The sequence below is a fragment of the Bacillus sp. N447-1 genome (assembly GCF_022701035.1).
GTDB classification, from domain to species: domain Bacteria; phylum Bacillota; class Bacilli; order Bacillales; family Bacillaceae_G; genus Bacillus_A; species Bacillus_A cereus.
Genome location: NZ_CP065509.1, coordinates 2525201 through 2537674 on the forward strand (window position 1 = coordinate 2525201; position 12474 = coordinate 2537674).

The window sequence follows — 12474 nt, forward strand, 5'->3', positions numbered from 1 at the left end:
AATCTCACCTTCTCTTAGTTATTTAATTGCACCTTTGGTTAATCCTTGTTGTAATTGCTTTTGCCCTAAAAATAGTAAAATCAATGTTGGAATAACGATAACCGTAACACCGGCCATTACGCTTCCCCAATCAGTTGCAACTTCTTGAGACTGAAGCTGCTTTACACCGATTTGCACTGTTCTTACTTTTTCATCAGTGGTCACTAAAAGTGGCCATAAATACATATTCCATGTTGTTAAAAAGCTATATACTCCAAGCGTAATAAAACTCGTTTTACAATACGGTATTACAACGCTGAATAAAAATCTTATATTTCCAATCCCTTCAATAAAAGCAGCTTCTTTCAGTTCATTCGGGAGTGTCATAAAATGTTGACGTAACAAGAAAATACCGAAAGCTGTTGCAAAAAACGGCACTGTCATCCCGGCGAAACTATTGATCCAGCCAAAGTTTTGAATCGTTAAAAAGTTAGGCACCATCGTTGCTTCCCACGGAATAAGCATCGTTGAAATAAACAGGAAGAAAATTAAGTTTCTCCCTTTAAACTGAAGAAAAACAAAAGCATAAGCTGCTAAACTTGATACGATAAGTTGTCCAATCATAACGACTGTCGATACAATTAAACTGTTATATAAGTATGTAAAAAGCGGTACTTTTTGAAAAATATTAATGAAATTATCAAAAGTAAACTGGGTCGGAAATAACCTTCTCATTTGAATATCGTCTGGTGTCATAAAGCTTATTAAAAATGCATACAGTACAGGAAAAAATACCATCACTGCACTAATAATGAGTAGCATGTATAATAGGAAATTTTGTTTCCACTGTTTAACAATCATTTATAATGCACCTTTCTCTCAGCAAACTTAAATTGAAGTAATGTAGCAACGAAAATGAAAACAAATAATACCATCGCTTGTGCACTTGCTGTTCCAAATTGATGATTCACAAACGCCTCTTTGTAAATCGAGTACACAATTAAATTCGTTGCATCATTTGGTCCACCGTGCGTTAAAATATCAATTTGTCCAAAGCTTTGGAACGCACTAATTAATGTTACTGTTACAATAAAGAATAAAGTTGGTGATAGCATCGGTAATGTAACACGGCGAAGCTTATATAAATAACTAGCACCATCTATAGATGCACTCTCATATAAAGACGTATCAATATTTTGTAAACCACCTAATATAACTAAAAATGCAAAACCTGTATTCACCCAAACTGTTGTAACTGATACAGAGAATAGTGCCCAGTCCGGACTCGTTAACCATGCGATTGCAGGAAGGTTCATAGAGGCTAATATATTATTAAATAATCCTACACTTGGATGAAATAAAAATAGCCAAATCACTGCACTAGCAGCTACTGATATTCCCATCGTCGAAGAAAAAAGAACTCGGAATAACCCAATACCTCTTACCTTTCCATTTGCAATCAATGCAAGAAACAAAGCAAATATAATACTCGTAGGAACTGTATATAAAACAAATAATAAAGTTGATTTTATACTTTTGTAGAAGGCTGGATCAGAGAATAAATATTGATAATTTTCTAAGCCAACGAAAAGATTAGCTTCTCCATGTATATCGGTTAAATAAAAACTATAATAAATCGTCCTAAACAATGGATAGAACAGAAAAATCGAAAATAGCAAAATAGATGGCGCCAAAAACAATAATCCTATTCTTAAATCTTTCGTTCTCTCCCATAATTTTTTCTTTTTTGACACCTTTGTTTGAACTGGTAACTTACTTACTTCGATCATTATTTCGCCACCACTTTCAACTCTTCTTCACCTACCACTTTTAAGCGTTCATTCGTGTTTTCGTTAAAGAAGCATAACTTTTCTTGCGAGAATAATAATTTTACTTTGTCACCTTTGTTCAGGAGTAACTGTCCGATAACTTTCGCACTCCAAGTTGTTCCATTTACCGCAAAGTTCAATATAGATTCATTCCCTAATACTTCTACAGATTGCAACGTCACTTCTTGTCCCTCCTCAGACATTGCAATATGCTCAGGGCGCATGCCTATGCGAATTGTTCCTTCTGGTAATTGCTTTAACTGTCTAATAGATAATGGAATTTGCAATTGTCCTATATGTAATACACCTTTTTCTTTATTTACTTCCCCATCATTTATATTCATAGAAGGAGAACCTATAAAGCTTGCAACAAATTCGTTTGCTGGTTCGTTATATATGTTAAGTGGTGTTCCAACTTGCTGTATACTTCCTTTATTTAAAACCATGATACGATCACCCATAGTCATCGCTTCTATTTGATCGTGGGTAACGTAAATCATCGTAATTCCTAATCGCTGCTGAATTTCTCTAATTTCAATTCTCATTTGCGCACGTAATTTCGCATCCAAATTCGAAAGTGGTTCATCCATTAAACAGATTGGCGCTTGACTCACAATTGCCCTGGCAAGTGCAACACGCTGTCTTTGTCCGCCTGATAATTGGCCTGGTTTCATTTTCACATACTCTTTCAGTCCTACCATTTCAATAGCTTCCATTAATCGCTTTTGTCGCTCTTCTTTTTGTACTTTTCTTACCTTAAGTCCAAATAAAATATTTTCTTCTACAGATAAGTGTGGATATAATGCATAATTTTGAAATACCATTGATAGATTACGGTCTTTCGGCTCTAGATCATTTGCAACACGTTCATTAATAATTAAATCTCCTGAAGAAATCTCTTCTAAGCCAGCGATCATTCGTAATAATGTGCTTTTCCCGCATCCCGAAGGTCCAACTAAAACAAAAAATTCACCCTTCTTAATATGAACCGATACGCCTTTAACCGCTGTCTCTTCTGCATTTTTATATACCTTTGAAACATTTTTCAATTCAATCACAAGGTTGCACTCCTTTTTTCTTCTTGTATCCATACTTCATAATGACTTGTTGAAATCGCACTTGCTCCTGCACGAATTGCAATTTCCGCATCTTCTCGCGTTTGAATCAGCCCTCCTGCAATAATAGGAAACTCTATTTCCTCTACTAGCTGCTTAATAATAGAAGGCATAATCCCCGGCATAATCTCTACTGCATTTGGTTTAGTCGTTTTACAATTTTCAATTGATTTAGTAAGAGATAAAGTATCTACAATAAAAATACGTTGAATTGTTTTCAATCCAATTTTATTAGCATTTCGAATTGTTGAACCCTTTGTTGAAATAATACCTTGTGCCCCGATAACATCTTGAATATACAAAAGCGCTTCCTCTGTATTCGTATTTAAGCCTTGTATAAAATCACAATGAAGAAATACATCATGTCCATGTTTCTGCAATTCATATACACGCTCTGGTAATTCCAGCATTGAACCAGTCATAAGAAAAACTGTTTTCGGCAATTTTTTGTATGCTTTGTATCCTTTCCAATCCTTTATCATCGCAATATAAGGTTCTTTAAACATTTATTCCACCTAACTGTTCTATTTTTATCCAAACTAAAAACACCTACTTACATAGAACGCCTTTCTCCTTATTTGAACTCTAGGGAATAGAGCACACCTAAGAAAGTGGCACATTATATGTAAGTGGGTGTTCTCAAATGTTCTCTACCCTAGTTATTTTGTTACCTTTACTATATTACGCATTTATTAAGTCAGTTTTGATAGATTGTTAATTAGGTGTTAATCGAATGTTAATATTCACCATATCATTATTTACATTAATCTAGATATTAAAATATAAATAAATAGAACGAAACAATACTTAAAATTCAATCAATATGTAAATTCATTCCATAGTTAATGATTTTTAGTTTGCTTGCCACTGCTTGCAAACTAAAGTTATCCCAAGCAGTACTATAAAGTGGAATGCGCCTTTTCTCTTGTATTGATATGGCCCAGGCTGTAACAACATCAGTACCATATCCGTTCCCTTGAAACTCCGCTAAAGTTTCCACACTTGCCTCAGCAGCTACGGGCGTACTTCTGGCACTGCAACAAACAGAAACTACTTTTTCATTTTTTACAATTGCCAAATAAGGTTGCCTCCTTATTTACTCCATTTACCATCCATTCATAATCTATTTTTCATGTTCAAAATAAAAATCCCATTCAAATACACATTACTGAATCCATCATACTAACTGATTTCTTCATTCTGTCTATCTAAATGGGATTATTTTTCGTTTTTTACTCTACTGGTTGTTGTGGCTGTACTACTTCATTCGCTCCAGCTACCCTCAACATATTTACAATATCTTTAAAACCTCTTTTTTCAGCGTATTGCAGTGGCGTCAGATGTTCCTTGTTAGCCATGTTTACATCTGCACCGTGATCAATAAGTAATTGAATTACTTTCTTATGGTTTTCACTACCATTTCCTAATACAATTGCTTCTAATAACGCTGTTCCACCACGTTCATTTTTATAATTCACATCAATATCTGTATGCTCTAATAATTCTTTAACAACCTCTACATGGCCACGCTCAGATGCAGAAATAAGTGCTGTCCCACCTGACCTAGTCGTTTCTTTCGTATTAACTCCTGCATTAATTAATACTTTTACAATATCCGTATATCCTTCTCTACTTGCATAAAGAAGTGGATTACTTTTTTTCTCATCTTTAATTTCAATATTAGCACCTGCACCAATTAATGCTTTAACTGTCTCTACATGATTTTGGTACGTCGCTGCAAGGACAGGCGTTTCTCCGTTGTCACCTTCTACGTTTATATTCGCTCCATCCTGAATCAACTTCATAGCTGTCTCTGTATCTCCAAGAGTAGCTGAAAGTAACAACTGTTTGTCCATTAAATTTATACTTTTCTCTTCTTTAGATTCTTCCTGTTCTTTATGCTTCTCTTTTTTCTTCTCATTTTTCACATGAACCGGTTTCGATTCTGGTTCTTCTTGCTTATCGCAAGCCACTACCGTCATTAAAAGTCCTAATAAAATACATAATAAAATTTTTTGTTTTCTCACAACTACAGCTCCTATGAAAGATAATGTTTTCTTAACCATTCCTCCATCACATACAATAACTCTTCTTGAGTACATTTATCCATAAGCCCTTTAGATTCCTTCTTTAATCGGATTATCTTAAGCTTATACTATGTTTCTCAACCTATTGAAATGATACGCCTGATGGCCCCATCATTAACATTATGAAGCAATTAGTTTAGCACGTTTTTACCGCATTTGTATACATTTCTAAAAAGTACATAAATGATTGCTTTAGGTTACTATATTCCATTGTAACCGTTCTGCTAAAAATTTTACACCTTTTCTATATTTGCACCTGAGTAATAATAGAAAAAGACAACTACATAGTTGTCTTTTTCTATTAATGATGTCCACCATGATTTCCTGCTTTCGGTTTCCCCATCATCTCTTTATTCATTTCCCATTTATGCTCTGCTAGCTCTTTATACGAAAGAACTTTCCCCTTATAGTTAGATACAAAGCTCTCTGCATCTTTTTTATTTTTAAATGAAATGACATTATAAGCCATCGGTGTCGTTATTGTTTTATCATATACGTAAGTAGCGTCTTCTAACGAAATCCAATCTTTCGAATCATAATCTCGGACAAATTTCTCTTTCGTCTTTTCATCTGAGTTGATCTCCATCCATTTATACATACAACCGATATCATCAAACTTTAACGCTTTTCCATTTTCTAAAATAATTTCTGTTGCAAATTGATTATCTGTTACCCCAATTTGGCAAATATCACATTTATCATGTTTCTCATCAATGGCAACAGCTGCTGTTTCCTTTTTCCCACACCCGACTACCGTAAATACGAAACATAAACATATAGCAAGTACGACATATTTTACTTTCATCAATATTCCTCCCTAGAAACCGTATACTCCACGAAAAGAATACCAAAAGGTTGTGTGAGATTTGTGAAAAAACAATGTGCTTTTTGTAATATAGGAAACAAAAAAAGATGTGTAGTTATTTCTACACATCTCTCATCACTCGCAACCTGTAATTAACAAATCATCTTCTAATTTAACTAATAATGTATCCGCACTAATTTCCTGTCCAACTTCTACATTTACCAATCTTATATTTCCACTAATCCCGACTGCAATTTTTTTAAGCTCACCGTCATTTTTTCGGATCATCAGTAATTTTTCCCATTCATATACGTAAGAAGATTCATTGATAAAAATCTCCTCTACTTTTCCTTCATAAGAGCTATAAATCTCTTCAATTCTCGTTTTCATATAACATCTACTCCCTATTTCACACTTCACTATTTTCATCTTATTCTACCATTCTTACGAGAAGTAGCTTACTTTTTAAAAATTCAAATTAACTACCGTGAACAAAATGAACAAAATAAAAATTATGCTTCTAATGATGTTATTTTTCAAATTATTTACCATTTGAATAGATGCTTTTATTATAAATAAAAAACCTTTTTCTGAATTTTTATTCTATTTTGAAAGCGCAATCATTTTTTTGAGGGGGAAATTACATGTTAGCACTACTTGGATTTGCGATGGTATTTGTCTTTATGTTTTTAATTATGACGAAACGTATGTCAGCGCTAGTAGCATTAATATTAATTCCGAGTGTTTTTGCATTAATTGGCGGATTCTATGCCGATATGGGACCTATGATGTTAGAGGGGATCCAAAAATTAGCACCTACTGGTATTATGCTTATGTTCGCTATTTTATATTTTGGGATTATGATTGATAGCGGTTTATTCGATCCTGTCATTAGTAAGATTTTAAAATTTGTAAAAGGAGATCCTTTAAAAATCGTTGTCGGAACGGCTATATTGACTATTATCGTTTCTCTAGATGGTGATGGTACAACAACATACATGATTACAGTTTCCGCAATGTATCCACTATATAAGCGCCTTGGAATGAACCCCCTCATATTAGCTGGAGTTGTTATGTTAGGGGCAGGGGTAACAAATCTTACACCTTGGGGTGGACCCACAGCTCGTGTTATGAGCGCACTTGGGCTTGAGGCTTCCGAATTATTTACACCTCTTATTCCAGGAATGATTGCTGGTGCAATTTGGGTTGTTTTCGTTGCCTACTATCTTGGAAAAAAAGAAAGAAAACGTTTAGGAATTATGGATGTACAGTATTTAAAACAAATGCAAACAATGGATGAGCAAGCTGCAACTGTCGAAGCAGCAGTGCATAAACGCCCTAAACTTCTATGGATTAACTTTTTATTAACCGCCACATTACTTGTCTGTCTCATACTAGAAGTTATGCCATTACCTGTTTTATTTACAGTCGCTTTTGCTATCGCTGTTATGATTAACTATCCAAACTTAGAGCAACAGAAAGAACGTATTGCTTCTCATGCTGGGAATGTATTAGCAGTTGTTTCTCTCGTATTTGCTGCCGGTATTTTCACTGGTATTTTATCTGGAACAAAAATGGTAGATGCAATGGCTAACAGTGTAGTAACTCTTATACCAGATGCACTTGGACCACAATTGCCAATTATTACAGCACTTCTCAGTATGCCATTCACATTTTTCATGTCTAATGATGCATTTTACTTCGGGGTATTACCTATTTTGACGAAAGCTGCTGCTACTTACGGAATTAGTGCAGCTGAAATGGGACGCGCTTCCTTACTTGGGCAACCCGTTCACTTATTAAGTCCTCTTGTCGCTTCCACTTATTTATTGGTCGGAATGGCAAAAGTTGATTTCGGTGAACATCAACGCTTCACTTTATTGTGGGCCGTTGGAACGACAATGGTTATGTTAATTACCGGAATTGTAATTGGGATTATTCCAATATAAGATGCAAAAAAAAACAGTAGAAGGAATAAAATCCTCTACTGTTTTTTATTATGAAGAAACAAGAAAATAACGTCTCTCGGGTCTCCCAACACTTCCATATATTAGCTCTGCGTGGACTTTCTTCCCAGATATCAAATACTCTAAATAACGCCTTGCCGTTGATCGGCTTACGCCTACCATTGAACTTAGCACCTCTGCTGTAATCCCTTCTTCATTAACTGTCAACATATGCTTTTTTATTTTCGCTAAAGTTAAAGGATCTATCCCTTTCGGGGCATATTCTATTTGATCTCCCTTCACCCCTCTTTGAGACCATAAATATTCAATTTGCTCCGTAGATAATTGATTATTTTTCTTTAACTGTATAATCTTTTTTTGATAGCCTTCCAGACTTGCTTTAAATCGATCAAACATTAGTGGCTTTACGATATAATCTGTTACTCCGCCCCGCAGGGCGTGCCTCACTACATCTGTTTCCGATGCCGCTGTAATCATAATAATATCTGTATCGTGCAAATGATGCCTAATATATGTGACAAGTTCCGTTCCTTGCATATCAGGTAAGTACACATCTAATAAAACAAGCTGTGGCTTCACAAGCTCTAGCCATTCTTTCGCTTGTTCTCCAGTCGTTGCCGTTCCAATTACTTTAAATCCCTCAATTTTCTCAGTAAAACGACGATGAATGTCAGCAATCCGAATATCATCTTCTACAATTAATACTTCAATCTCCTCACCCATTACTATTCGCCTCTCTCTTTCGGTAGTGCAATAATAAATAACGCACCACCTAAATCCCCTTTTTCAATTGCAATACTTCCATTTAAATCTTCTACTAACTCTTTCACTTTTGCTAATCCATATCCTCGCTCTCCTCCTTCTTTCGTCGAAAAGCCTTTATAGAATATGCTAGTAATTATTTCATCATGAATCCCTTGCCCTGAATCTTCCACTTCAATTAATATTTCTTCTCCAATATCAGTTACAAACATCCTTACTTTCTTATCATTCTCTTCATTTTTTTCAATTGCTTCAAATGCATTCGTAATTAAATTTCCTAAAATAGAAACGACATAATTACTCTCAATATGTGGACTTAATTTTTCTAAACCACTTTCTCTATCTAGCATAAAATCAATCTTCAACTCTCGTGCTCTATTATAAAATCCAATTAAAATTCCACCTAGCCATGGATTTTGAATCCGCTTCATAATAAATTGAACAAAATCTTGATATACCGCTGTTTCCTTATGAATAAGCTCTAAAGCATCTTCGTATGATTCTAATTGAATAAGACCTGAAAGCGTATACAATAAATTATTATATTCGTGCGCTTGCGCTCGTAATGCCTCTGTATATTGCTTCGTCTGAGATAATTCTGCTGTTAACTGATCCATTTCAGATTTCAAACGTAAGCTCGATACAACACCAGTTACTTTATTCTTTACTTTAATAGGTAGACGGTTCGCAATAACAGCCTGTCCTTTTATATTTAATTGGCGATCAAACTGTTCTTCACCAGTTTGAAGTACATCTAGTATCGTTGAATTAGGAATTACATTTAAAATAAATTCCCCAATAATATTTTGTTGTTTATCTAGCGAAAGAATATCATAAGCTGCTTGATTGACTAAACTAATCATGCCATTTTTATCGATTACAATAATCCCTTCACGTACAGATTGAATCACTGTACTATGCTCTTCATATAAAGATGAAATTTCTTCTGGCTCCATCCCGAACATCATTCTTTTTATACTTGCCGCTAAATATATAGAGCCGATTACTCCAATTAATAGCCCTATTATTGTAATCCAAAATACACGCTTTCCATACACTTCTACCGCTCCATGAATATCAGCCATTGAAAATCCAACAGACACCACACCAATGATTTCATTTTCCTGATTACGGATTGGAACTTTTCCGCGTAATGAAGGGCCTAATGATCCAGTTGCTTTCGAAACATATGATTTTCCTTCTAATAAAACGCCTTTATTATCTCCGCCAACCATTTTTTCTCCTATTTTATCTCGCTCAGGATGCGCATAACGAATCCCCTCTTTGTTTCCAACTACAATGAAGTCAGCCTCTGTATCCATTCGAATTTTTTCTGCGATTGGCTGAATAATAGAAGCTGGATTTTCTTTTTGAAAAGCTTCCTGAATTTCTGGTATCGCGGCAACTGTTTTCGCAACATGTAAAGCCCGTTTCCCAATTTGCTCTTCTACCGTTTCAGATAATATGTAATAAAATAAATAACTCGTTAGCAGAAGTACCACTAAAATAAGTGTACTAATAGTTAATGTAATTCTCGGTTGGAGTTTTAATTTTTTTAATTTCAAAACCATTCCCCTAACATGATTAAAGATAGAATTTAAAGAATATACAGTCTCTTTAATTATACTTAATCATAACACGGTTACTCTATATTTCTTTCTTTTTCTCTTCATAAAAAAAGAAACGAAGTAAAATTATTACCTCGTTTCTTAATATTTGTTATTACACTTTAAACTTACTAATCATCTCTTGTAATTCTTCTGCCATTTGTGATAAATGGACTGCTGCTGCATTTATTTCATCTACTGAAGCTAATTGTTCTTCTGAAGAACCAGCAATATTTTGAACGCTTGCTGCATTTTCTTCAATTGTGGCTGCAATTTCATTAATAGATGCACTTACTTGTTTTGCATCTACCGTCATTTGTTTTGCTACATCTACCATGCTATCAATTTGTACAACTGTATCATTTGTAGACTTCAATATTTCGGCAAAGCTTTGCTTCGTTTCATTTGCAACTACAAGTCCTGATTGTACTTCTGCTCCAACTTGATTCATAGAGCTTACTGTTTCTTTTATATCAAATTGAATCTCTTTCACTAGTTTCCCAATTTCCGTAGAAGACTGTCCTGATTGTTCTGCTAGCTTTCGCACTTCATCTGCTACAATTGCAAATCCTCTTCCTTGCTCTCCAGCTCTCGCAGCCTCAATTGCCGCATTTAACGCTAATAAATTTGTCTGTTCTGCAATATGTTGAATCACTTCAAGGATTGCTCCAATTTGTTTCGACTTATCGTCTAACAAACCAATGATTTTGTCTGACTGTGAAACAGACTCATGAATTAATTGCATTTGATTCACAGTTTGTTCAACTAACTTCCCACCATTTTCAGCTTTTTTCTTCGTATACATAGAGGCTGTAGATACTAATGAAGAACTATCTGCAACACGCTGAATTCCTTCTGTAACTTCTTCTAACAATGTTGCTCCTTCTTCAACTTCTTTCGTTTGTATTTCTGCACCACTTGATACTTGCTCTATCGCCTGTGTAATTTGTTCCGTTGCTTCGCTTGTCTGCTTCATACTAGCTGTTAATTCTTCTGAAGATGCCGCTACATGACTTGCTGAAGTGTTTATATTGGAAATGACACTTTGTAACGATGCAGCCATCTCGTTAAAACTTTCTCCTAGCTGTCCAATTTCATCTTTAGAATGAACTGTAATTGATTCTGTTAAATCACCTTCACTAATCTTCTTCGATGATATGACAAGTTGTTTTAACGGTTTAATAATAGACGCAATTATGAAGTAAATTACAATCCCACCGATTATTAGTGAAATTCCAAGAACAGTTACTGTTTTATAGAAAATAGGTTCAGCCGCTTCGATAATTTCTTTGGAAGGCATAATTCCTGCTATTTTCCACCCAGTTTTCTTATTCGTTTTAAAAGTGATATTGCGATCTTCACCATCTAATGAATAATGAAAATCCCCAGCTTCCTGTTTATACAATTCTTTACTAAGTTTCTCTTCTAATTTCTCTCCTGGCTTCATTTTCGGGTGCGCTACTACATTTTTATCTTGATCAAATATCGCTACATATCCTTCCTTACCAATATTAACCATCTTGGAAGTAGTAACAATATTATTAATGATTAAGTCAATCCCAAGAACTCCACTTTTATCCTCGTTTTGTTTTGCTAGTGTAATAACAATATTCCCTGTCGTTTTTGACTTATATGGAGCAGTTACAATTACCTCTCCACTTTTCTTCACGGCCTCTTTATACCAATCTCTTTCTGTAGGATTATATCCATCTGGCATCTGAATAGCTGGTGATTGAATGAACTGTCCATTACCAGATCCTGTATAGATTGCTTCCATTTCTGGATGCAGTTTATTGTATTCTTCTAGTTTATTTTGTATGTTTTGAATTTGATCTGCGTGGTAACTTGATTGTGTGAATAATTTCGTAAAATAAGTTGCATCTACTTTTTTACTATCCAATTCTTTATTAATTACATTATCCAAAATTTTTATATTATCTTTCGCCGAGTTTAAAATCGTTTCATTAAAATTCGTCTTCGCCTGTTGATAAGACGTCCAACCAATTACAATACTTGGAAGAATTAAAATAATAATAAATGATACAAGTAACTTTGTTTTTAAACTACTACTCCTTAATTTCCCTTGAAACATACTTCTACCCTCCATACCGTTTTAAATGTAATTAATTAACATTTAATCTTCCTATAAAAATAATACGATTTAAATGTATCAATGAGACTCTCTATCTTTTTATACATCTAAAGAATTGATACATATCTTTTTCATTCTATATAAATTAAATAATTAAAACAATGTATAAAAATGTATATTATTCGAAATATTATAATTCATAGGAGAACCTCTAGTATTTCACTTACTAGA

At 34.3% G+C, this 12474-nt stretch carries 11 protein-coding genes and 2 pseudogenes; 1 reads left to right on the plus strand and 12 read right to left on the minus strand.

The window, feature by feature from the left end:
• Positions 1–18: 18 nt before the first annotated feature.
• The 8 genes and pseudogenes from IQ781_RS12725 to IQ781_RS12760 all read right to left on the minus strand — a co-directional run bounded on the left by IQ781_RS12725 (position 19) and on the right by IQ781_RS12760 (position 6205).
• Positions 19–840 carry a carbohydrate ABC transporter permease gene (locus IQ781_RS12725; protein WP_000635946.1) on the minus strand — a complete coding sequence of 274 codons (822 nt, stop codon included), beginning with the start codon at positions 838–840 and terminating at the stop codon, positions 19–21.
• Entirely contained in the window at positions 837–1769 is a 933-nt protein-coding gene (locus tag IQ781_RS12730) for a carbohydrate ABC transporter permease (protein ID WP_000573797.1), read from the minus strand. The genes IQ781_RS12725 and IQ781_RS12730 overlap by 4 nt, the downstream gene beginning before the upstream one ends.
• Positions 1769–2866 (minus strand): ABC transporter ATP-binding protein, encoded by a 1098-nt coding sequence (locus IQ781_RS12735; RefSeq protein WP_000571392.1) that lies wholly within the window; start codon positions 2864–2866, stop codon positions 1769–1771. The genes IQ781_RS12730 and IQ781_RS12735 overlap by 1 nt, the downstream gene beginning before the upstream one ends.
• Positions 2863–3429 carry a glycerol-3-phosphate responsive antiterminator gene (locus IQ781_RS12740; protein WP_000472003.1) on the minus strand — a complete coding sequence of 189 codons (567 nt, stop codon included), beginning with the start codon at positions 3427–3429 and terminating at the stop codon, positions 2863–2865. Before IQ781_RS12740 ends, IQ781_RS12735 begins: the two co-directional genes overlap by 4 nt.
• A 308-nt stretch (positions 3430–3737) precedes the next feature.
• Positions 3738–4013, minus strand: a pseudogene (locus IQ781_RS12745) (GNAT family N-acetyltransferase); the annotation flags it as partial.
• Between the two features lie 142 nt (positions 4014–4155).
• Positions 4156–5025: an ankyrin repeat domain-containing protein gene (locus IQ781_RS12750; RefSeq protein ID WP_000287336.1), complete on the minus strand. Its 870-nt coding sequence runs from the start codon at positions 5023–5025 to the stop codon at positions 4156–4158.
• A 286-nt stretch (positions 5026–5311) separates the two neighbouring features.
• Complete coding sequence (locus IQ781_RS12755; protein ID WP_000865665.1) at positions 5312–5815, minus strand: nitrous oxide reductase accessory protein NosL; 504 nt, start codon at positions 5813–5815, stop codon at positions 5312–5314.
• A gap of 135 nt (positions 5816–5950) precedes the next feature.
• Complete coding sequence (locus tag IQ781_RS12760) at positions 5951–6205, minus strand: hypothetical protein (RefSeq protein ID WP_000857376.1); 255 nt, start codon at positions 6203–6205, stop codon at positions 5951–5953.
• A 254-nt stretch (positions 6206–6459) separates the two neighbouring features.
• Between IQ781_RS12760 and IQ781_RS12765 the strand changes: the two genes are divergently transcribed.
• Entirely contained in the window at positions 6460–7764 is a 1305-nt protein-coding gene (locus IQ781_RS12765) for a CitMHS family transporter (protein ID WP_000880464.1), read from the plus strand.
• Positions 7765–7812: 48 nt separating this feature from the next.
• Here IQ781_RS12765 and IQ781_RS12770 read toward each other — a convergent pair whose 3' ends face one another.
• The 4 genes and pseudogenes from IQ781_RS12770 to IQ781_RS28440 all read right to left on the minus strand — a co-directional run.
• The gene (locus tag IQ781_RS12770; RefSeq protein WP_000503461.1) at positions 7813–8505 is read right to left on the minus strand and encodes a response regulator; all 693 of its coding nucleotides are present in this window, start codon (positions 8503–8505) and stop codon (positions 7813–7815) included.
• A gap of 2 nt (positions 8506–8507) precedes the next feature.
• Entirely contained in the window at positions 8508–10115 is a 1608-nt protein-coding gene (locus IQ781_RS12775; RefSeq protein WP_002025277.1) for an ATP-binding protein, read from the minus strand.
• A gap of 151 nt (positions 10116–10266) precedes the next feature.
• Positions 10267–11214, minus strand: coding sequence for a methyl-accepting chemotaxis protein (locus IQ781_RS28435; protein WP_370445030.1), 948 nt, complete (start codon positions 11212–11214; stop codon positions 10267–10269).
• Between the two features lie 42 nt (positions 11215–11256).
• Positions 11257–12258, minus strand: a pseudogene (locus IQ781_RS28440) (cache domain-containing protein); the annotation flags it as partial.
• Positions 12259–12474: the final 216 nt, after the last annotated feature.